This window comes from Veillonella sp. S13053-19 (genome assembly GCF_002959835.1).
Lineage (GTDB): Bacteria > Bacillota > Negativicutes > Veillonellales > Veillonellaceae > Veillonella > Veillonella rogosae.
Genome location: NZ_PPDA01000003.1, coordinates 1 through 23154, shown reverse-complemented (window position 1 = coordinate 23154; position 23154 = coordinate 1). Strand labels below are relative to the sequence as shown.

The 23154-nt window shown below is 39.6% G+C and carries 23 protein-coding genes and 1 tRNA gene; all 24 read left to right on the top strand.

The annotated features are described in order from the left end of the window. Window positions 1-22 precede the first annotated feature (22 nt). Window positions 23-814, top strand: coding sequence for a uracil-DNA glycosylase (locus VEHSUH06_RS01100; protein ID WP_105097454.1), 792 nt, complete (start codon window positions 23-25; stop codon window positions 812-814). Between the two features lie 80 nt (window positions 815-894). Then, entirely contained in the window at window positions 895-1971 is a 1077-nt protein-coding gene (locus VEHSUH06_RS01095; RefSeq protein WP_105097453.1) for a DUF805 domain-containing protein, read from the top strand. Between the two features lie 513 nt (window positions 1972-2484). Beyond that, window positions 2485-4671 carry a ribonuclease J gene (locus VEHSUH06_RS01090; protein WP_105097452.1) on the top strand — a complete coding sequence of 729 codons (2187 nt, stop codon included), beginning with the start codon at window positions 2485-2487 and terminating at the stop codon, window positions 4669-4671. 196 nt (window positions 4672-4867) lie between these two features. Next, a complete protein-coding gene (locus tag VEHSUH06_RS01085; RefSeq protein ID WP_105097451.1) occupies window positions 4868-5827 on the top strand; it encodes a DUF2232 domain-containing protein in 960 nt (319 codons plus the stop codon). 16 nt (window positions 5828-5843) lie between these two features. After that, window positions 5844-7871, top strand: a complete 2028-nt coding sequence (locus VEHSUH06_RS01080; protein WP_105097450.1) for a DHH family phosphoesterase — start codon at window positions 5844-5846, stop codon at window positions 7869-7871. Continuing rightward, a complete protein-coding gene (rplI, locus tag VEHSUH06_RS01075) occupies window positions 7868-8314 on the top strand; it encodes a 50S ribosomal protein L9 (RefSeq protein WP_009352526.1) in 447 nt (148 codons plus the stop codon). Before VEHSUH06_RS01080 ends, rplI begins: the two co-directional genes overlap by 4 nt. A gap of 69 nt (window positions 8315-8383) precedes the next feature. Further along, a complete protein-coding gene (gene dnaB, locus VEHSUH06_RS01070; protein ID WP_105097449.1) occupies window positions 8384-9742 on the top strand; it encodes a replicative DNA helicase in 1359 nt (452 codons plus the stop codon). A 217-nt stretch (window positions 9743-9959) separates the two neighbouring features. Beyond that, window positions 9960-10385, top strand: a complete 426-nt coding sequence (locus tag VEHSUH06_RS01065) for a hypothetical protein (protein ID WP_105097448.1) — start codon at window positions 9960-9962, stop codon at window positions 10383-10385. A 220-nt stretch (window positions 10386-10605) separates the two neighbouring features. Further along, window positions 10606-11889 (top strand): DNA repair protein, encoded by a 1284-nt coding sequence (locus tag VEHSUH06_RS01060; protein WP_105097447.1) that lies wholly within the window; start codon window positions 10606-10608, stop codon window positions 11887-11889. Between the two features lie 21 nt (window positions 11890-11910). Then, window positions 11911-12237: a YolD-like family protein gene (locus tag VEHSUH06_RS01055; RefSeq protein WP_105097446.1), complete on the top strand. Its 327-nt coding sequence runs from the start codon at window positions 11911-11913 to the stop codon at window positions 12235-12237. 173 nt (window positions 12238-12410) lie between these two features. Beyond that, complete coding sequence (locus VEHSUH06_RS01050) at window positions 12411-13943, top strand: glycine betaine ABC transporter substrate-binding protein (RefSeq protein ID WP_105097445.1); 1533 nt, start codon at window positions 12411-12413, stop codon at window positions 13941-13943. A gap of 251 nt (window positions 13944-14194) precedes the next feature. Continuing rightward, window positions 14195-16324, top strand: coding sequence for a heavy metal translocating P-type ATPase (locus VEHSUH06_RS01045; RefSeq protein WP_105097444.1), 2130 nt, complete (start codon window positions 14195-14197; stop codon window positions 16322-16324). Between the two features lie 417 nt (window positions 16325-16741). After that, a complete protein-coding gene (locus VEHSUH06_RS01040; protein WP_105097443.1) occupies window positions 16742-17695 on the top strand; it encodes a magnesium transporter CorA family protein in 954 nt (317 codons plus the stop codon). Window positions 17696-17802: 107 nt separating this feature from the next. Beyond that, window positions 17803-17891: transfer RNA gene (locus VEHSUH06_RS01035), tRNA-Ser, on the top strand. A 523-nt stretch (window positions 17892-18414) separates the two neighbouring features. Then, window positions 18415-18597: a helix-turn-helix domain-containing protein gene (locus VEHSUH06_RS01030; RefSeq protein WP_233187859.1), complete on the top strand. Its 183-nt coding sequence runs from the start codon at window positions 18415-18417 to the stop codon at window positions 18595-18597. A 27-nt stretch (window positions 18598-18624) separates the two neighbouring features. After that, window positions 18625-19056: a DUF4265 domain-containing protein gene (locus tag VEHSUH06_RS01025; RefSeq protein WP_105097442.1), complete on the top strand. Its 432-nt coding sequence runs from the start codon at window positions 18625-18627 to the stop codon at window positions 19054-19056. Window positions 19057-19171: 115 nt separating this feature from the next. Beyond that, the gene (locus tag VEHSUH06_RS01020) at window positions 19172-19447 is read left to right on the top strand and encodes a hypothetical protein (RefSeq protein ID WP_105097441.1); all 276 of its coding nucleotides are present in this window, start codon (window positions 19172-19174) and stop codon (window positions 19445-19447) included. A 246-nt stretch (window positions 19448-19693) separates the two neighbouring features. Continuing rightward, entirely contained in the window at window positions 19694-20095 is a 402-nt protein-coding gene (locus VEHSUH06_RS10730; protein ID WP_316067476.1) for an RHS repeat-associated core domain-containing protein, read from the top strand. Window positions 20096-20473: 378 nt separating this feature from the next. Beyond that, window positions 20474-20767, top strand: a complete 294-nt coding sequence (locus VEHSUH06_RS01010; RefSeq protein WP_105093790.1) for an ankyrin repeat domain-containing protein — start codon at window positions 20474-20476, stop codon at window positions 20765-20767. Window positions 20768-21011: 244 nt separating this feature from the next. Next, window positions 21012-21464, top strand: coding sequence for a hypothetical protein (locus VEHSUH06_RS01000; protein WP_105097439.1), 453 nt, complete (start codon window positions 21012-21014; stop codon window positions 21462-21464). Window positions 21465-21544: 80 nt separating this feature from the next. After that, window positions 21545-21631, top strand: a complete 87-nt coding sequence (locus VEHSUH06_RS10925) for an RHS domain-containing protein (RefSeq protein ID WP_199179708.1) — start codon at window positions 21545-21547, stop codon at window positions 21629-21631. Between the two features lie 78 nt (window positions 21632-21709). Beyond that, the gene (locus VEHSUH06_RS00990; RefSeq protein WP_105097438.1) at window positions 21710-22309 is read left to right on the top strand and encodes a hypothetical protein; all 600 of its coding nucleotides are present in this window, start codon (window positions 21710-21712) and stop codon (window positions 22307-22309) included. Between the two features lie 99 nt (window positions 22310-22408). Further along, entirely contained in the window at window positions 22409-22684 is a 276-nt protein-coding gene (locus VEHSUH06_RS00985; RefSeq protein ID WP_363302804.1) for a GH-E family nuclease, read from the top strand. A 27-nt stretch (window positions 22685-22711) separates the two neighbouring features. After that, on the top strand, window positions 22712-23154 hold a 443-nt coding region (locus VEHSUH06_RS00980), incomplete at its 3' end, for a hypothetical protein (RefSeq protein WP_105097436.1).

Here is a 23154-nt window from a genome sequence, read left to right as displayed (position 1 = left end):
TGAAATTTAAATTGGAGGCTGTATGTCTTTATTTGAGTTAGAGAAGACCTTGTCTTTTGATGAATATTTAGGGTCCTTTGATACAGCGCGTGTAGAGAAGGTGCGCGGTTTTGTAGATTGGCTCGCCCAGTATTCTGGTAGTCTTGTTCATAATCCTTGGGGTGAGGTAAATCCTGATTTAGAGATTGTCACAAAGGGCTTTGATGCGGCACAGGTGCGCCGAGATAATTTAGTCGCTTATTTATTGCCGCGCTTAGGTCGAGCTAAGGTTTTTGTGGTAGCTGAGGCTGTAGGCTATCAAGGGGGACGCTTTACAGGGATTGCTATTACTTGTGAAAGAATGCTACTAGATAAGCACAAAACCATTCGTGCGAAGGATGTAACTCCTATTCGATTGGAACGTACTAGTTCACCTACTAGCTCTTTGTTAAAAGGAACACAGCAAAAGGATGGTTTTAATGAACCTACTGACACTGTAGTATGGAGTGCCATTGTTGAAAAGGGTATCGATCCCTATGATACATTGTTGTGGAACATATTCCCCTTCCACCCACATAAGGCAGGAAATCCACTGACGAATCGCACACCTATGGATAAAGAGCAACAATTAGGTTGGGAATATACAAAACGCTTGTTAGATTTACATCTTGGGCTAGGCGGTGTAGAACCTCTTATGCTCGCCGTAGGACAAAAATCTGCTGATACGATGGGTAAATTTGGCCTATCTGCCATCGGTTTACGCCATCCTGCAAACGGTGGCGCCAATCTCTATCGACAAGGATTTGCTGAGGCGGTAGATACCTATTTAAAATAATAGGTGATTGAGATTATTAAAATAATAAGTGATTGAGATAGTTAAAATAATAAAAGATTGAGAGTTTCGGAGAGAAGTTTATGAAACGTTATTGTGATGCTTGCCGTCAGTATTGTGATGAGGCGGCTATGTTTTGCCCTACGTGTGGACAGTATACGGTGGCAACAGAGGTGGAGCGTATCGCACCAGAAGGCGATGTAATCTATCCTTTCGCACATTACCAAATGAGTTATAAGGATACGTTCCTTTATGTAATGGGGAAAAAGTTCATGGATACCGATGGACGTGCTTCCCGTAGGGAGTTTTTCCAATTTATATTCTTGTGGAACGTTGTAATAATCTGTATATTAGCAGTGTTCTTCGCGTTGACTGCTATATTTAAAACAGGCCCTTATTTACTTGGTTTAGCATGGATGATTATCTCGATTTTAGGACTCGTTTCTTTTGTGCCTATGGTTGCACTCTGTGTCCGTCGTCTCCATGATACGGGAAAAGGTAGTGACACATTATTGCTATTCTTCGTTCCTTTTGTAGGCCCATTGATCTTATTAGGTTTATTGAGTAAAAAGGGGCAAGCGCAGGATAATCAATATGGCAGCGCCTTACAACATATCGTAATCGACAAGCGCTTAGCGTCTATTATGAAAGTGTCTCCTACTAGCAGCTCTTTAACAACGAAAGTTCTTATCGCTGTAATCGTAAGTGCTCTTTGCGTTTCTGGTCTTTCCATGCGTTATATGGCGCCTTCTGATAAGACCATATCCATGGGGTGGTTCGCGAATGCTGTAGTAGGTGAAGGTAGTGAAGAAGCTGCGGAAGCATCGGTAAAAGAATATTTTAATGCCGTTAATAACAAAGATTACGACAAGGCTTTCACCTATGTTATTGATCAAGCTAAGGCTAACCCAACAGAGAAACAAAAGTGGATTGAGTCTATGAAGAAGGCCCCTAAGGTTGACGTTGTCTCTTTAGGCGTTTCTCAAGTGAGCCGCGTAGGTAATTTGAAGCGCATTACCTTCGAGGCGAACTTGCAAATGACAAAACCTAGTGAAGGTGCCGTAGAAGCGACACATACGAAACGCTATATTTCCGTCATTGAAGAAAATGGGGCATGGCATATTGAAGGCTTTTACAAAGATGATCCTAATGATAAATAATTAGATCTAATACAAATAAAATAGCTGTATCATATAAGCATAAAGTACCTAGATCGATTTAAGAATAAAATAGTTAGCTATAAGGATTAAAATAGATAATTAAAATTATATAATCTATAGAATTGACTTGATTTTGTGCGCTTTTGAAGCACTTAACAGTCGTGTAAAGTTCGTGTAATAGCGTTAACATAAGGGTCCCCCTCTTTTGTTAGCGCTATTTTTATGTTACAATAGGACTAACGTATGAAAGCGAGGCTTTCATCAAAATCGATCGGATTATATTGCAAGACCCATTGGATAGGGACGAAGAGAACGTACCCGTCGCGGCTGACATATCTAATGAGGGCAATATACTCATTTGCTATGGCAAATGGTCACAACAACACTAGGAACGGCAAAAATCGATAGCGCATCTTTGCGCCTATTTGACGAGACGCTAGTATTTTAGCGCCTTTTTCTTTGTGTGGCCTCCGTAGCATAGATCAATTCAAGTGATAGGTGAGAAAAGAAACTATGTTAAATAAAATAATGAACAAAATTTTAGGAGGAACTGTGAATACAACAGATAATCAGGTTACTGCACAAGTGAAAGCAGAACCGACAGTAGCAAGAAATGCTACTCGTGCAGCTGTGGCTGAAGGCGAACAAAAACAGACTCGCCGCCGCACTAATACACGCCGTCCTGCTGGCGAAGGTCGTACTCGTCAACAAGCAGCTGGCGAAGGCGAAGGCACAACACGTCAACGCCGTACAAATACTCGTACAAATACAAATAGTGGTCGTACTAATACGACACGCCGTACAAATACTCGTCGCAATGCCGAGCAAGGTGAAGGTCAAGAACGTACAGAACGTAAACCACGCCAAACTCGTGCACCACGCGGTGAACGTAGTGAAAATACGCGCAACACGCGTACTAATAATACCGGTCGCAATGGCCAAAATGGTCAAAACCGTCACAACAACCGTCCAAATAACCGTTCCACGAACCGCAATCATCAAGAGGCACAAGTGGAATTAGTAGGTCGTACACCAAATGGCGCTAACAAGGGTAAATTCCAAATCATCCCTCTTGGCGGTCTTGGTGAAATCGGTAAAAACATGACCATCTTCCAATATGAGGACGAAATTATCGTTCTCGACTCTGGTCTTGCGTTCCCTAGCGAAGACATGCTTGGCGTAGATATCGTTATTCCTGATATGAGCTATATCATCGAGAATAAGGATCGCGTGAAAGCTGTCGTAATTACTCATGGTCACGAGGACCATATCGGTTCCTTGGCATACCTTATGAAAGAAATTAACTGCCCAGTATATGCAACAAACCTCGTTTGTGGCTTGATTGAAGGCAAGTTCAAAGAACATAAGGTATCTCCAAAATGTCTCCGCACGATTGCTGCAGGCGATGAAGTTCAAATTGGTTCTGTAAATGTTGGTTTCATCCAAACAAACCACTCCATCCCTGATTCCTGCGCTGTGTACTTCGATACACCAATCGGTACTGTACTTCATACAGGGGACTTTAAAATCGACCAAACGCCAGTTGATGGCCGTTTGATGGATATGCACAAATTTGCTGAGCTCGGTAACAAAGGCGTATTAGCGTTGATGTCCGACTCTACAAACGTTGAAAAACCAGGTACTACAGGTTCTGAAAGCTCTGTAGGTCCTGCGATTAAACAAGCTGTTGGCGAAGCAAAAGGCCGCGTTGTTTTGGCAACATTCGCATCTAACGTATCTCGTATTCAACAAGCTGTTGATGCGGCAGTTATGTTCAACCGTAAGGTTGTCGTTATGGGCCGCAGCATGGTAAATGTTACAGAAATCGCACAAGAACGCGGTTACTTGAACATTCCGCCAAATACAATCATCGACGTAGATGTAATGCACAACTACACAGATGACCAAATCATGATCTTAACAACTGGTTCTCAAGGTGAACCTATGGCAGGCTTGTCCCGTATGGCTACAAGCAACCACCGCACTGTAGAATTGGCGCCGAATGACACAGTTATCATCTCTGCTACACCAATTCCAGGTAACGAAGGTGCTGTAGGTAGAACTATCGATAACTTGCTTCGTTTAGGTTGTAATGTAGTCTACGGTAAAGACCGTGGCATCCACGTATCTGGTCATGCGAGCCAAGAAGAGCTTAAAACGATGCTCAATCTTGTTCGCCCAGAATACTTCATTCCAGTTCATGGTGAGTACCGCATGTTGCGCCGTCATGGTGAACTTGGTGTTGCTATGGGCGTAGACTCTAAGAAAGTCCTCATCGGCGACAATGGTCAAATCTTTGAATTTGATAAAGATGGTGGCCGTAAAGGTGGCCGTGTACAAGCTGGCGCTATCTTCGTTGATGGCCTTGGCGTTGGCGACGTAGGTAACATCGTTATTCGTGACCGTCAACAATTGGCTCAAGAAGGTATGGTTATCGTTGTAATGGCGATGGACAAAGCTTCTGGTACAATCGTAGCTGGTCCAGACCTCGTATCTCGTGGCTTCGTATATGTGCGCGATGCAGAAGAGCTTATGCTTGCTGCAGAACGTCGCGTAGAACAAGTCCTTGATGATTGCGAAGTGCAACGCATCAAAGACTGGACTACTATTAAGCAAAACGTACGTGACGCGTTGGGTAAATTCTTCTACGATAAAACTCGCCGCCGTCCTATGATCTTGCCGATTATTCAAGACGTATAATCACATACAATACACAAAAGTACCGCATCGTATGATGTGGTACTTTTGACATTTAAAAAATGGGCTTTCAAAACTACTATAAATAGCTACGCTATCGCATTTAGCTACTATATGGGGTATTTGAAGTTACCCTTTTAAACTGTTATAATTAAAAGATACCAATTAATCTATCTTCTTAAATGTAGAATGGAGATTTATGAAACAAACAAATACAAGAGCGATGGTAGAAACTGCATTTGTATCAACCATTGTTGTAATGTTAACTATAGTAGGGTCTACAGTGCCCTTTCTTAGTTTGCTAGCCACCTTAGTTGCACCATCTGGGATTGCACTGATTGGTATCCGGTGGGGTAGTAAATATAGTTGCGCCGCATCAGTAGTGGCATTTGTACTCGTCTCCCTTTTAGTAGGCCCATTAATGGCAATGGCGACAATCTTGGCATATTCCTTGCCAAGTATCTTCCTTGGTGAAGCTTTCAGAGCGAATTGGTCTTTTGGGAAGCTCATCGTTATACCGGCTATTGCGTTAACTGTAACGAGCCTTATGGGGATTTTTATTTCTGCAGGTCTTACATCCTTTGATTTGAGTCAAATTAATCAAATGATTGATGTAGATTTAAAGAATGCTATCATTGAGTCTGTTAAGCAACAGCCTATGACACAAGAACAAATGGATGCATATATTAATCGTTTAGATTTTACGATTCAACAAGCAAAGCGAATGCTTTTAGCGTATTGGTTTGCGGCCAATGCAGTCGTAGTTTATATGTTAGCTAAGCTAGTATCTTATATTGGTGGACGTACAAATAGCGTAATGCGTACGTTGCCCACAATGGATACATGGCGCATGCCGATTTGGGGTGCTGGCGTATTAGCAGTAGGTATTATTCTTGCTTATGGTGAGCAGTATCTAGGCTATACAAACACTATTATTTCAGATGTAGGTCTTAACTTAGCTTTATTTGGAGGTATGGTATGTGGTTTAAATGGTATTACATGCTTACTATCCATCATGAAGTCTTATAATTTAGCGGGCTTTTTCAGATTTATTATTATAGCTCTCTTATATGTGATGAGTCCGATAGCACTCGTTATATACGGTATTTTTGATATGTTTTTAGATATGCGAGCTCGTTTCCAAAAACGTAGCTTGTAATAGAAAGGAGGCCGTTATGAAATCCTTTCAACGGAAATGGCAAGGTTTAGAAATTACCATTATCACCGTTATCGTAGTATTGTTATTATTGTTGGCCTATTTAAACTGGGCTGTGGCAATTTTAGCACTAATTATCGTGGTAGCGGCGTATTTGATTAATTACAACACCATTCATAACCGCCGTCGCTTGGCAAGGGAGCAGCTTGGGGCGATGATGAAAAACGTCACACAAGCATCTAACTTTGCTTTACAAAACTTGCCAATGGGCATTGCTCTTGTTAATAAACAAGGCACTTTAGTATGGAATAACAGTGTCTTTGCAGACTGGATTAAAGTAGACTGGAATAAACTTCAAAAAATGTCTGCTCTTTTACCAGGCTTCCGTATTGATAAAATCTGGGGTAAATCCGGATATATGACGGAGCAGTACGAAGACAAGCATTTCCAAATCATTTACAAATTTATTGATCCTCGTGATACACGGCCAGAGATTCATAGTGAAGATGAACTGGCTGAACATGCTGTAATGGCGCTATACTTCAAAAACATTACAGAAGTAGAAAAGGCGCGTATTAAGGCTGAAGAGGATCAGCCTGTATGGGGCATGATTCAAATCGACAATTTCGAAGAGTTGACAAAAGGTCTTAGTGACCGCGAATATACAAGCGTTTGGTCCGACATTAACAATATCATCGTAGATGAAATCGACGGCCATGAAGGTTTCGTGCGTAACTTCCAAGATGATATGTACACCTTTGCCATCTCTCGTGGCGCTCTTCGCGCGATGGAGGAAAAGGGTTTCAAAATCCTTGAGAAAATTCGCAAATTGCCTTCTCCGCGTCAGGTGCCAGCTACGATTTCTATCGGTATTAGTGAGAACGTAGGCTCTGTAAAAGATGTATCTAGTCGTGCTCGCGCAGCCTTAGATATCGCATTAGGTCGCGGTGGTGACCAAGTGTGTATTATGGATGGTGAAAGCACCCGCTTCTTCGGTGGTAATACAGCCGGTGTTGAGAAGAACACACGTGTTCGTGCTCGTGTCGTATCTCAAGCCTTGCATGAGCTCATGATTGACTCTGATAAGATTCTTGTTATGGGTCATCAACGGGAAGACTATGATGCATTAGGTGGCATCATCGGTGTTACCTCTATTGCTCGAGCACTTGGTAAAGACGTACGTGTTGTACTTTCAAAAGAATCAAGTGCTATCGATAAAATGGTGGCCGTTCTCAATGAATCTGAGTTCTGGCAAGAGCATTTTATCACCCTAGAAGGTGCAAAGGTATGGGTGGATGCGAATACGCTCACTATCGTGTGTGATACGCATCGTCAAGAACTGGTAGCAGCCCCAGAGGCGCTTGAAATTTCTGAACGACGTATCGTTATCGACCATCACCGTCGCGCAGCGGACTTTGTAGAAAATCCATTACTTACGTATTTAGAACCTACTGCATCGTCCACATCTGAGCTCGTTACAGAGCTCGTACAATATGCAGGTGTTCCTGTGAAGCTTTCAAAAGCAGAAGCTACAGGCATCTATGCAGGTATCGTTCTAGATACGAAGAACTTTGTTCAACAAACTGGTGCTCGTACCTTTGAAGCGGCTGCATTCTTGCGCCGTGCAGGGGCGGATATCGAAAAGGTGAAACAATTATTTATTGAAACCTTCGATTCTGTTCAATTGCGTGCTAAAATAGTATTTGAAGCCAATCGCACCGAAGGGATTGCTATTTCCGTAGCACCTGAAGGTTTGAAAGATATGATGGCATTAGCTGCACAAAGTGCGGATATGCTCATCAGTAATGAAGATATTGAAGCAGCCTTTGTATTGTATTCCTTGAATGATGGCGGTATCGGCGTTAGCGCTCGATCCAAAGGCAAGGTAAACGTACAAGTTGTAATGGAAGCCTTGGGTGGCGGTGGTCACAGAACTGTGGCTGGTGCCCAATTACAAGGTATGACCGTAGAGGAAGCGAAGCAGGCTATCTTGGAGCGTGCTCTAGAAGCCCTTCATTCCGCTGAACAAGAGGAGGAACAACAATGAAAGTAGTATTGTTAGAAGACGTTAAAAAAGTTGGTAAAAAAGGCGAAATCGTTGAAGTTAGTGACGCATATGGTCGTAATGTATTGATTAAAAAAGGTCTTGGCCTTGAAGGTACAACGACTAACGTAAATAACGCAAAACAAAAACAAGACTCCATTGCTCACCACAAAGTAGTAGCGAACGATGAAGCTAAAATCTTGGCGGCTCAATTGACTAAGGTTGAAGTAACTGTAAAAGTTCGCATGGGCGAAGAAGGTCGCGTATTCGGTTCTGTTACTGCAAAAGACATTTCCGATGCAGCTAAAGCTCAATACAAAGTAGATATCGATAAAAAGAAAATCGAAATCAAAGAACCATTGAAAACATTAGGCGTACATGACGTTTTAGTTCGTGTTCATCCTGAGATTACAAGTACTATCAAGGTTAATGTAGTAGCTGAATAATAGTGTTCACCATGCTCTTTGAGTATGGTGAATTCTTTTATCCATAGTGGTTGTGTGAAGGGGATTATCATGGATGTACGCATTCCACCGCATAATCTAGATGCGGAAAAGGCCGTTTTGGGGGCCTTATTAACGAATGGATCGAACTCGGGCGCTGTTGTTGATACAGTGACGAGCATTCTAAAATCTGAAGACTTTTACCGCGATGCGCATCGTATTATTTATGATGCTATTTTAGAAATCGTGCATGCCAATAAGACGGCAGACTTTATCACTGTTGGTGAAGAGCTAGATCGTCGCAAGCGACTCGATGCGGTAGGTGGTCTTGCTTATATTACATCTCTTGCTAATGAATCGGTGTCCTACAATGTGGAGGAACATGCGAAGATCATTAGCGAGAAAGCTCAGTTGCGCCGCCTTATCGATGCAGGGAATAAAATCGTAGGCATGACGTACGCTGGCGAAGATGAACCAACGACTATCCTCAACAAGGCAGAGCAAATGGTGCTAGACGTAAGTGGTCAAACTCAATCTGAATCTTCCTTTGCTCCAATTAGTGAGATCGTATTATCTAACTTAGATAGATTGAACGCATTGCAACAGCATGATGGTGCCATTACAGGCGTTCCAACAGGCTTTAAAGATGTGGACCATGTATTTAATGGTCTACAAAAATCTGACCTCATCCTCGTAGCAGCCCGTCCTGCAATGGGTAAAACGGCTTTCACCTTGAACATCGCCCAAAACGTAACGATGATGTACGACAAGACGGTAGCCTTCTTCTCCCTAGAAATGGGCAAGGAGCAGCTCGTTGCTCGTATTCTGTCCTCCGTGGCAGGTGTGAGCTCTGAAAAATTGCGCCGTGCGAACATGGACCCGCCTGACTGGGAAAAGGTTATCGCCGCAGCGGACCGCATGAGCAAAGCCAAGCTCTTTATCGATGATACACCGGGCCTTACTGTACAAGATATGCGTTCTAAATTGCGACGTCTTAAGGTGGAACATGGCCTCGATCTCGTTATCGTCGACTATATTCAGTTGATGCAAGGCCGCAATGGTGGCAAGGGCAGCGAGAACCGTCAACAAGAGGTATCTGAAATCTCTCGTAACCTCAAATTGATCGCTCGTGAATTTAACGTGCCGCTTATCGCCTTATCTCAGCTGTCTCGTAGTGTTGAAAGCAGACCAGATAAACGGCCTGTACTTTCTGACCTTCGTGAATCGGGTTCCCTTGAACAAGATGCGGATATCGTTATCTTCTTGTACCGCGATAAATATTACGATGAAAACTCCGAAAAAGGGGACAACGCAGAAGTCCTCATTCGTAAACACCGTAACGGTTCCGTTGGTACCGTGGAACTCCAATTCGTTGGAGAATTTACACAATTTAGAGACGTGGAATTCCGAGATATGGGGCCGGAACAATAATGAAAACTATCGTGGGGGTGTGCCTATATTGATGGGGCCCGACTTTATTTCGACAACTTAGTTACAAAAAAGCACCACCTATCTCGTGGCTCCAAACGACGCGTAAGTCGCCCCTCGATAGGTGGTGCTCTTTTTGTATTACGTTAGCAAAATAAGTCCCATCAATATATAATAGAACTAGATAGTTTTCAGTGTATTGTTGGGAAAGGAGCGCGTGATGGCTAGAGGCATGGAGTTTTTTGTATTTTACTTCTGTTGTGTGGCTCTTTGGTTAATACTTAGTGGGTTGTATTTAATTATCAAACGATTTGTATTGCGTCGCAATGGAACTCCAGTAATGATTGTGTCTATACTTCCACGAGTTATAAAGGAAATACCATTAGCTCGTGGTATGGATAAATATATTTATGGTTATGATATTAAGTATATCTTGAATGGTGAGACTCATACTGCTGAAAGTGTAGAGTTTTATATTCCTTTTGGACCAGTCGGTGGACCTGTAGTTTTATTTAGCCCGACAGGTGTGCTTGCAAAAAATGGAGAAGTAAGTATAGATAATGTAAGGGTAACTATTGTGTATGGCCTTGCTTCAATTGCATTAGGGCTAGGGGTATTTTTGGGGATGTTGGATTTTGTTAGATAGAAATAAATAGCTATATTTAATAATGTGTTAAACACATAGGCATCTAACATTAGATTATATATCTAGTGTTAGGTGCTTTTTATTTTTCTATAAATTTACCTTTATAATAACAAACATATGTTTGAAAATACTCAGCATTTTTGTTATACTAATCATAGAAATTCTTCTTTTCATATTTCTGGTAGAGTCTAGTGGTTTAGCGGTTTAAGGAGGTGTTTGTATGGGTTCAGCTGATACGGATCGGATGTATATGTGCATTGATTTGAAGAGTTTTTACGCGTCTGTGGAGTGCGCCGATTTGGGGCTGGATCCGTTTACGACGCCTTTGGTGGTGGCCGATGGGTCTCGTGGCAAAGGGGCTATTACATTGGCTATTTCACCGGCCTTAAAAAAGTTAGGCGTTAAGAATCGCAGTCGCCTCTTTGAAATCCCGCCGCATATTGAATACTTAACGGTAAAGCCCCATATGAAGCGGTATATGCAGGTATCCGCTCAGATTTATGGAACCTTGCTCAAGTATGTAGCACCTGAGGATGTGCATGTGTACTCTATTGACGAGTATTTTATCGATATTACGCCTTACTTGCCGCTCTACAAGAAAACGCCTTGTGAGCTAGCGCAGATGTTACTTGATGCGGTGTTAAAGGCGACCAAGATTTATGCCACCGTTGGGATTGGCACGAATTTATTCCTCGCCAAAATTGCTCTCGATATTCTCGCAAAACATGCTCCTGATTTTATAGGGTATCTTGATGAAAGCCTCTTTAAAAAGAAAATATGGCATCATCGCCCCTTGACCGACATTTGGCAGATTGGTAACGGCATAGCCAATCGCTTGCATAAGTATGGCGCCTATGATTTGCATGGTATCACCATGGTTCCTGAAGCAAAGCTATATAAGGAGTTTGGCGTTAATGCTGAGCTTATCATTGATCATGCTTGGGGCCGTGAGTCTTGTACGATTGCAGATATCCATGCGTATCGTCCTATTAAACATTCCATCTCGCATAGCCAGATTTTGTTGCGTAACTATTCCTATGAAGAGGCCTATGTGCCTATGCGTGAAATGGTAGAATCCTTGGTACTAGAGCTGTTACAAATTAAAGGGGTTACGAACCATATTCACGTTCATATTGGCTATGCAGACGAAATGGTGCGCTCCACAGGGGGCTCTAAAAAGCTCAAACAATATACAGATTCTCTACAGACGTTGACGGCGGCTGTTATTAAACTATATGAGCAGCATTGTCATAAAAATGAGCTTATCCGTCGCATTGGAATAAGTTTTGAGGATTTGGTAAATCGTTCATCCATCCCTCAAGAGGAGGATTTATTTAGCGCTCTTACGACAGATACAGAGGAAAAAGAGCGACAAGTACAAGAGGCGATGCTATCTATTAAGGAACAGTTTGGTAAAAACTCTATTCTGCGCGCCTCTAGCTTGCAAGAGGAAGGGACTATGCGCTTTAGAAATACATTAGTAGGCGGGCATAATGGGGAATAAATAGTAGAGAGGTATACATTAATGAAACATCGTATGTCTCGTTTACAACGGGCGAAACAATTTATGCCCTTTGCGGCATTGAAGGGTTTTGAGGCTTTATTAACCGCTGTAGCAAGTCCTAAAGAAGAGCGGGCAGAGTTATCAGAGGATCAAATAGATGAGTTAAATACAGTTTTACAATCTGTACGTTGTGGGGAGTGGGTACGAATTGTTTACTATAACAAACGAAAATATACAGAACTTATAGGAGCTGTTGATATGATTAGTGGGCAATTACAAATTCTCTCTGTACAAGGGATTGTTATTCCTTTCAGACATATTAAAGAGCTGAACATGTATGATATATAAATATAAATATAACAGCTTTTGCTGTGTATGGTAAGCAGACTGGAGTTAAGGGATAATTAGGTATACAATGATATTATGAGTTAATATAGCTTGATAATAAATTTTTGAATTCGGTTAGCTGTAGTATACTTATATAGTTTTTTATTTCTTAATTTAGAAAGGCGGTGTATGTAATGCATGATGTCATATCATTACTTATTAATCGCTATGATTTTTTCCTCCAGTTGTTATGGGAGCATATAGAAATTTCAGTATTAGCTTCTGTTATTGCTACCATCATCGGTGGATTACTGGGTGTGTTTATATACGAATATAAACGGCTAGCTGCGCCGGTTATGGTAGTAGTTAATTTCCTATATACGATTCCATCTATATCGATGTTAGGCCTTTTGTTGTATGTATCAGGTGTTGGTAATACGACGGCTATTATTGCATTGGTTATATATGCTTTATTACCGATGGTACGAAATACATTTACTGGTCTCAGCCAGATTGATGAAGCCATGTGTGAAGCGGGAATTGCGTTAGGGCTTACAAGGATGCAACGTTTGTGGAATATAGAGATTCCCTTGGCCATGCCGACTATTATGGCTGGTATACGGACTATGCTCGTTATGACCATTGCCTTGACGGGGATTGCATCTTTTATTGGTGCCGGTGGTTTAGGTGTGGCGATTTATAGGGGCATTACAACGAATCAAAGTGCTTTGACGATTGCTGGTAGTCTACTGATTGCATTATTAGCCATTACTGTTGATGCGCTCTTTTCTTTAGGTGAAAGAGTAACGCGTATTAGCCCTCATATGAAGCGCTATACGATTATATTTGTTTCGATTATGACGATAATTGCGATGGGGATAGGTGGCTGGGCTATGTATTACCGTCATGTGAAGACCGATGTTATTCATATTGCAACGAAACCTATGACGGAACAGCTTATTTTGGGGAATGTTTTAAAAGAATTAATTGAGAAGAAAACTGATCTAACCGTAGAGATTACAGAAGGTGTAGGTGGTGGTACATCAAATATTCAACCAGCTATGCTTTCCGGCCAATTTGACATATATCCTGAATATACTGGTACGGCTTGGTCTGCTGTGTTGAAACGTACGGATGCTTATGATGAAAGTCTATTTAATGAGCTTTCACAGGCCTATAAAGAGAAATATAATTTTGAGTGGGTTGGCATGTATGGCTTTAATAATACCTATGGCATAGGGGTGCGCAATGAAATCGTTCAGAGTTATGGTGTAAAAACGTATTCTGATCTTGCTCGTATAGCACCATCCCTAACATTAGGAGGGGAATATGATTTCTTTGGCCGTGAGGATGGCTATGCTGGATTACAACGCGTGTATGGCATGAGGTTTAAATCTACTAAAGATATGGATATAGGGCTAAAATATACGGCTATTAGTCGTGGTGAGGTGGATGCAATGCCAATATTCACAACTGATGGTCAATTAAGTGTTGCACCGATTACGGTGTTACAAGATGATAAACATTTATATCCATCCTATATGTCTGGTAATGTGGTGCGTAGCGACGTGTTGATTGCTCATCCTGAACTGCGACCTGTATTAGAAAGTTTGAATCATACGATTACAGATCAAGAGATGGCGAAGATGAATTACGCCGTTGAAACGGAACATCAATTGCCAGCTGATGTAGCACATAAATTCCTGGTAGAACGAAAGTTGATATAAGTTGAATATAGTTAGAACTAAAGTAAATAAAATTTGATATATAGTGAATATAATTTTGTATTGACATTTAATCTCCTTCAATGTAAAATAAACATATGAACAGATATTCATATAAAGAATATCTGATGAAAAAGTTTAAGAACATATCTAAAAAGATATGGTACAAGGTATGTCTAATAAGTATTAGAAACAGATAATAAAATAACTTACAATATAGGATAGGAACTTTCACTATTATCAAAGGAGATATCATGGAAGAAACATTATTGCTGAAGGACTTGAACTGTGCGAACTGCGCAGCAAAAATTGAAGATCGCATCCGTAAAATGGATGGTATTGAATCTGCTAACTTCACAGTAGCAACACATCAATTGCGTTTAACTGGCGCATGGGAAGACCGTGAAGCGTTAAAACGCGATATTCAAGATATTTGTGACTCCATCGAAGAGGGCGTAACCGTAGCTGATTACGAGCGTAAATCTAAAGCGGCTGTAGATGACCATGGTCATGATCACGATCACGGCAGTGATGCAGTAACAATTGCAGTTATCGTAGCAGGCCTGTTATTTATGGCCTACGAAGCGTTGACTACGGTTGTGCCGTCCATCAGCTTGCCAGAGTCTATCGAAACTCCAATTTACTATATTGCCTATATTCTTCTTGCGTTCCCTGTATTGCGCATCGCAGGTCGCAATATCCTAAAAGGCCAAGTATTTGATGAAAACTTCTTGATGTCTATCGCTACATTGGGCGCTATTGCTATCGATGCATTACCTGAGGCCGTAGGTGTTATCTTGTTCTACCGTATCGGCGAGTTCTTTGAAGAAAAAGCAACAGATCGTAGCCGTACAGAAATCATGAATGCTGTTGATATGCGTCCACAAGAGGTACGCGTTGTTGATACATGCTGCGGTGGTGAAATCGTAGTTATGGCTCCTGAAAAGGTTGAAGTGGGCTCGACTATCGAAGTTCGTCCTGGCGATTTGATCCCTCTTGACGGCACAGTGCTTGAAGGTGAAACTCGTGTTAATACAGCTCCTGTAACAGGTGAACCTGTACCAGTTCGCGCAGTACCTGGCACTCAACTCATGTCTGGTTGCATCAATGAATCTGGTCGCATTACGATGCGTGTTGATAAGGTTCTTGAAGAATCCATGGTTACCAAAATCCTTGATGCCGTTGAAAATGCAGCATCTTCTAAACCTAAAATTGACCGTTTTATCACGCGTTTCGCTCGCGTATACACACCAATCGTTGTAGCTCTTGCTTTGGCTGTTGCTATCATCCCATCCCTTATTACAGGTGAATGGCATAAATGGATCTACACAGCCTTAACATTCCTCGTTATTTCTTGCCCATGTGCATTGGTACTTAGCGTGCCACTTGCATTTTTCTCTGGCATTGGCAATGCGTCTAAATACGGCATCTTGCTTAAAGGTGGTCGCGTTATCGAGGCATTGGCTAATGTGAAAGCAGTAGCTCTTGATAAAACTGGTACTATCACATCTGGTGAATTTAAAGTACAAAACGTAGAAACTGTAGGCTCTCATGTGAGCAATGTTCAATTATTGTCCATGGCGGCAGCTATCGAAGCGGTTTCCACGCATCCAATTGCAACAAGCATTGTGGCTGAAGCAAAAGAACAAGGCATTACTGTAGAGGCTTCCGACTTCGTTCAAGAGTTGGCAGGCGAAGGTATGGTAGGTATGACTGATGGTCAACAAGTTCTTGTTGGTAACCGTCGTCTTATGGAACGCTATGCGGTTCAAGGCTATCCAACAGAACTTGCTGAATACGGTACAGAAGTTCTTGTTGCAGAAGGTAATGTATACCTTGGTCGCATCATCATCGCCGATGAAGCTCGTCCTGATTCCGCAGAGGCTATCGCTGATCTTAATGGTCAAGGTATTAAAACTGTTATGCTTACAGGTGATGCTGAAGCAAGTGCAAATTATATCGCCAAAGAAACTGGTGTAAGTGCTGTTCGCGCTCAATTGTTGCCACAAGATAAATTATCCGTAGTACAAGATATTCGCTCTGAATATGGTCCAACTATGTTCGTAGGGGACGGCATCAACGATGCTCCAGTACTTGCTGGTGCTGATGTTGGTGGCGCGATGGGTAGCGGCGCTGATGCGGCTATCGAAGCGGCAGACGTTGTATTCATGCGTCCATCCTTGACTGCTATTGCACACATCCTTGACTTGTCCAAAGCGACGTTGCGCGTTGCATGGCAAAACGTAGTATTCGCTATTGCTGTAAAAATCCTTATCATGGCGCTTGGCCTCATGGGCTATGCATCCATGTGGTGGGCCGTATTTGGCGATACTGGCGTATCCATCCTTTGTATCTTGAACTCTATTCGTATCTTGCGCCGTTAATATGGTGAAAGTATCCTTTAGAACAAGATAGAAATATAATAAATGACATTCTTCTAATCTGAAAGATTAGCATACAATAATAACCTCTATACTGGTGAAAGCTAGTGTAGAGGTTATTTTATTGCTTAGAACAAATTAAATGTATATGTATATGTATATGTTATATGTTATATATAGTTAGGTCAGTCGTTATGGTGTTTAGTAATTGATGATGGTAAAATTATGGACCTAATTTAAAGGTAAGAGGCTAATTTAGAGATACTTTTACCATATACATATGTGCATTATAAATAGACATAAAACTGTATATGTATGTTCTAGATATACAAAACTTTCACAATTGAATTGAATAATAGCTATAAAATGGTATATAATTTATTAGATGATTACTATATATTCGTTGGAAGGAGGGATAGCATGATCACGGTGTACAAACACATAGAAGAAGAGTTAGTTTCAGACTGCACTGTATCAGATGCCACAAAAGGTTCTTGGGTAAATTTGGTGAACCCAGACCCCGATGAGTTATCCCTTATCAATATTTTGACAGAAATTCCAACGGACGTTTTAAAGACCGCCCTCGATATGGAAGAACGTTCTCACGTGGAGTTAGAGGACAATTATATCTTCGTTGTTATCAACATTCCAGTTGTTCGCGGTAACGATATGTACGATACAGTGCCGCTTGGTATCTTCTTGACGCCGGACTTCTTTATTACGGTCTGCCTCGAAGACTCTGAAGTGTTGTATCCGTTTATTTCCAATCAGATTTCTACGTTCTATACGTTTAAAAAGACCCGTTTCTTGTTCCAAATCTTGTATCGCACAGCGACTATGTTCTTGCGTTACTTGCAACAAATCAACCGTCGTACAGACGACATTGAAGTTCAATTGCGTCATACCACAAAGAATAAAGACTTCTTCCAATTGTTGGAATTACAGAAATCCTTGACATATTTTACCTCTGCATTGCGTACGAATGGTACAGTTATGGAGCGTCTATTGCGCTTGCGTGGTCATAGCTCTTATAGACATTTGCTCAAAATTTACGAAGAGGATGAGGACTTACTAGAGGACGTTATCATCGAGAATAAACAGGCCATGGAAATGGTTGAAATGTACTCCAATATCTTGATGAATATGATGAACGCCTTCACGTCTATCATCTCTAATAACCTCAACATGGTTATGAAAATGTTGGCAACCTTAACCATTGCTATGGCGGTTCCGACTATCATATTTAGCTTGTGGGGGACAAATGTACCATTGCCGTTCCAAGAGGATGTGAATGGTTTTTATGAGGTTATAGGTATTGCAGTAGTATTTTCTATTATTGCTATCATTGGTATGTGGAAAAAAGACTTGTTCTAATCACTAAATACACATGAAAAAAGCTGGCTATGAGCCAGCTTTTTTGCTTGCTTAACTATTACGTTATTGCTTATTGTTGGGCCAATCTGATATAATAGTACCGTTATGGAGAGGTGTCCGAGTGGTTTAAGGAGCTGGTCTTGAAAACCAGTGACTCCGCAAGGGGCCGTGGGTTCGAATCCCACCCTCTCCGCCATTCAATTTTAGATATTAATATACTTGGTAAGGCAATTGGAGCCCGTTCCTTGAATAGTAATATATAGAACCCTTTATCAAATTGATAGAGGGTTCTTTTTTATTGATACTCTTAGATATTCATAAGTAGTCTATAAGTTAAGTATAATTTGCCCCTTTTTTGCCCCCTAAAATTTATGTGGTAGAATAGAGGGGAAAGCAATAAATATAATGTTTTCAAAATCATACAATCATCTCTGAAAAACCCTTTATCTAATCGGTAGAGGGTTCTTATTATATATTAGAGTATGTTAACATATGTCAATATATGTTTAATAGCTTTGCCTAAAATTAGCTATAGGTTCTATTATTGACGATGTTTGATATGTCTTTTATACTTATAGTATCAAAAGCAGTACTACTAGACGTATGACTGGCCGCTTGGCTATTGCCACTCTGTGCCTTAACGTTAGTAGTACTGCTTTTTTGTATGCTTTATTAATAGATAACCTTAACTTTTCTTAACTGCTTAATACGGTATTTTCATGAGATATAGTTATGAATTTAAAAGAAAAGCAATTGAATTATTCTATCAAGGTTTAAGGGAAGTAGCTATTGTAGCGGGTATTAACTCTGGGCAACTGTATCAATGGGTTCATAAATACAAAATTTGGGGATACAATGGTCTTATAAATAAACCTAAAGGTCGAATCAAGATCCTACAGTAGTTAGCAAGGTTATTTAAGGTAATTAAAATGAAAAAGCTTTTTTTTAATCTAGAAGTAATTGATGGTTATCCTCCAGTATCTATGGAAAGCATTTGGGCAGAAGTGACTGAAGAAGGCTATCTTAAAATAAATAATATTCCTTTTTATAGCAAAGAAATCTCTTTAGGTGATATTGTTAGTGTAATACAAAAGGAAGAAGATTATTTATTATATGATAAAACTATAATTCATAGTAAAAATAGTACATTGCGGATTGTTTTCTTTAATGAAAACCAGAAATTTAAAGATAAAATATTAACTAAACTAATAGAACTTGGATGTGAGTATGAAGCATTTAATGTAAATTTCTATGCAATAAACATACCAATTCAAGTAGATATAGAAGAAATATATAATTTCTTAGATGAGTTTGTGGAAACTGACGATTTAGATTATGACACAGGGTATTTGGCACAATAATTTATGCAAGCTATATCTTGCGTAATATCGTAATATCTAGAAAATTCTAGCATTGTTTACGTAATAGAAATTTTAAGACGATGTGAAGGCAGACATCTATTACAGGAGATCCAATATGAAAAAAACTGATTATTTTTGGTTTAAAGAATGTCCTATATGTGATGGACAAGGAAGATTAATTATTAAAAAAAACATTAACTTTAATAAGTTATTTTTCTGTTGCGATGAATGTATGAGTTGCTGGGAAAATGAGGATGACTTAACTCAACAAAGAAAAAAATTTATGGAATATTCTATCAAGTCAAAGATAGTGAATGCTTCAGAGGCCGATATTAGTAATTTTCATTGGGAAAAATATAAACTACATAAGTGTTCTGATACATTCATCTGATTTTATTAACTGTAGCAAGCGTAAGTTGGGTCGAGACCCAACAAAATATTAAGGTCGTCTGAAATAACCTTCAGACGACCTTTCTTATGATTTTTATTAAAAAAATACTGACAAAGGTATGCCTGGGAAAATAGTCGGTTAGCTATCACAAATGAAAACAGTACGTGCTACCGCTTTGCCTACGACGTACTCGACCGCCTTAAAACCTACCACGGCACGACCTATTACTACGACTGCACCGGCAACCTGATCCACCGCGAACTGGCCGACGGCGAAAGCCGCCAACAAACCCACTACTTCCACTGCGACCAAATCGGCATCCCGAGAGAGATGATTGATAAGGACGGTAACCTGGTTTGGCTCAGGGATTATTACGGTTGGGGAAAACTAAAGAGCGAAACCAAAGTAACAGATAGCGCATACGAGCCCTTCCGCCTGCAGAACCAGTATGTCGACCATGAAACGGGGCTGCATTACAACCTGATGCGTTATTACGAGCCAGAGGCCGGGCGGTTTGTGAATCACAATCCTATTAAATATTTAGGAGGTACAAATTTTTATACTTATGCATTTAGTATCGTAAATTGGGTAGATTTTCTAGGATTAAATCCCTTTAGAGTGTTTGGCAAAGTTACAATAATTGTTTAACAAAGCAAATAAAAAAATAATAAATCTGATAAATGTGATCGAGAATATCAACTAGCGAAAAGGTTTTGTGATACTCCAGTATCACCTCAAGCGTCTATATGCGCAACTCTAAGTGCGCAAATTAATCATGCCAAAAGATGTATCGAGTTATAACTAATTAGGATAGAAAAATGTAACCCTGGAGACATACAATCAAAATAAATGGTTGTTAAAATAGGCTAGATGCTTTAAAAGAAAAAGCAAAATCTGAATATACTAAATAAATTCTTTATGAGGCTAAATAATGAATAATTTCTTGAAAAATCTTTTTTTTAATATCAGGATTTCCCTAGTTTTTTGAATCATAGTCCTATAACCTCCGTACATGACTTAGGATTTATGGGAGAAACATTATTAAATTTAGCAGTTAATTCCCAATCTAAAAAAGATGTTATTCTATTAATAGAAAATGGAGCAAATGTCAATCAACAAGGTGAATTAAATTTCACTCCTATTCAAAATGCTTGTCTTCATGGAAATCTTGATATTATTGAAATTCTTTTAAAAAATGGTGCTAAAACAAATATAAAAAATGAGTTTGGATATGATGCAAAACATTATACATCTGAAGAATATCACGATAAAAAGAAATCTAAAGAAATTAGAAACCTAATGGGATATTACAAACAATAAGTTACATATTTAATAGAAACCTGATAAAACATTAAGGCCGTCTGAAAAACGAAGAAGTTTCAGACGACCTCGAAGAGGAAACCGGATTCGTTTGGGACGGCAGCCATTTACTGCAAGAAGTCCACCCGGACGGCAGATATACCTATATCTACGCCAATACAGCTACGAACCCCTGCACAGGTACACACCTGGACCAACATGGTAATAAATACTCTTTAAAGAATGCACATAAGAAGGAGAAATTATGTATTTAGATCAAGTAAATTATGAATTAAACAAAAAAATCAATGATTTTGTATGTAACTCAAATGATGCTACTACGCCGGAGGAACGCATTGATATTCTCAATCAAGCATGGGAACTTTTACCCAAACCAGCCACTCAATTCGTTGAGCCTACTTCGGCAATCGCCTGTGGTATTTCAGAAAATTATAAAAAATTAGGTGATTATCAAAAAGCCCTTGAGTGGATGTTAATTGCACTTGAGGCACGAAAAGATGAACCTGCAGCAGGTGTGTTTATATGGACAGGAATCGTTTATTACGAATTGGGTGATATGGAAAATGCCTATAAATATTTTGACCTAACTTATAATGAGCTACGTTACACACCTTTCTCTATGGAAGACAAAAAATATTGGCAATTTTATAAGCAACGTAAAGAAGAATTAAATCCTAAGAAAAAAACTAAAAAGTAAGATTCGATATTTTCAGACACCCTTTTTGTACCGTACTTAACCGCCGCTACGCCTATGACCCGTTTGGCATCCCGAGGGAGATGACCGACATCCACGGCAATCTCTTATGGTACGGCAAATACACTGCCTGGGGTCGTCTGAAAAAGGAGGAGCGGGTTCATCTATAAAAGCAGCATATCGCACTTGTTTGATGGTGTTCGAGTAAAATTCAAGATAATCTACAAATATATGGAGACCTTAAAACTATGAATATAGACTTTAATAAAATTGCTGAATTTTGTGTTACAAAAAATCAGAAAAAGAAGATTTCTATTCTTCAAAAGAAATTTTCTTTTAATAATTCTAAGAGTAGAGAAGCACTTACTGACTTAATTAGTAGTTTATTTGTCAATAAGATATATGAACCTTTCAAAATCATTATTCCTGCTATTTTGCAAGTGAAATTTGAAGAGGATTTTGAAATATGGGGAGATGTAGAATATATACTTGGTCTTTTGAATGAGTCTCCTATTATTTCTAGTGCTCAGAAAAAGCAATCTTTTGAATTACTAAAGTCTGTAACCGAGTATAAAAGCCAAAAAGGTGCTCAAGAAGGATTAGATAATTATTTTGCACGACACCTATCGCTATATTTTGTTGAAGAAGGAATGGAAAATGTTAAGGAATCAATTGAAGATGATGATCTTGAACTTGAATACTTTATGAGGTTAGGACTATTATCTGCTGCTTCTGTTGTTAAAATTATCTGCAACTCTACTAATGATTTATTAGAAAAACAAATGAACGAGATTATTTTGAAACAAATTCAAGCATTACATGAAGAAAAATTGTTGAAATATAGTTAAAAACCAGCAAACTGTAGCCCCACACAAACCTTCAATTCTGATGGTATATGTGCGTGGAATTGTACGCACGCGGTTTCCATTTTTTAGACGACCTTACAGATTCCTGAGGATGCAGTTTTCAAAGGTATAGATGGTAATAAATACTCTTTAAAGAATGCATATATGGGACATAATCCTGAAGATGCTGTTTCCTATTGGAATCGTTGCGGTTGTTATTATGGAGCTAAATCTCATACAGTACGGAAATGGATGCTTGATTCTAATAATTATCGATTGGAATATGGGCTAGGCAACTATTCCCGTGGGGCAAAGAGCAAAGAACGTTATAAGAAATCCCGTAAGCCTAAAAATGGAAAGTTACTCAAAAGTTGTTAATGAAGAATTATAAATGAAAGGAAAACCATGTATTTATCTGATATTAATCCTGAGTTAAATAGTGAAATTAATAATATTATATGTGAGTCGAGACAAGCTAAAACTCTTCAGGAAAGGATTGATAAGTTAATGAGGGCTTGGGATTTAATTCCAAAACCTGCTACTCAATTCGTAACCCCAACTAGTGGGCTATGTTCTGAAATTTCTGGCAGATTTAAAGAGTTAAAGGATTATTCTAAGGCACTTGAATGGATAAATATTGCATTAGAGGCGCGAAAAACAGTTCCTGATGGCAGTACATTTCTATGGGCAGGTATTATCTATTACGAACTAGGTGATATGGAAAATGCCTATAAATATTTTGACCTAACTTATAATGAGCTACGTTACACACCTTTCTCTATGGAAGACAAAAAATATTGGCAATTTTATAAGCAACGTAAAGAAGAATTAAATCCTAAGAAAAAAAG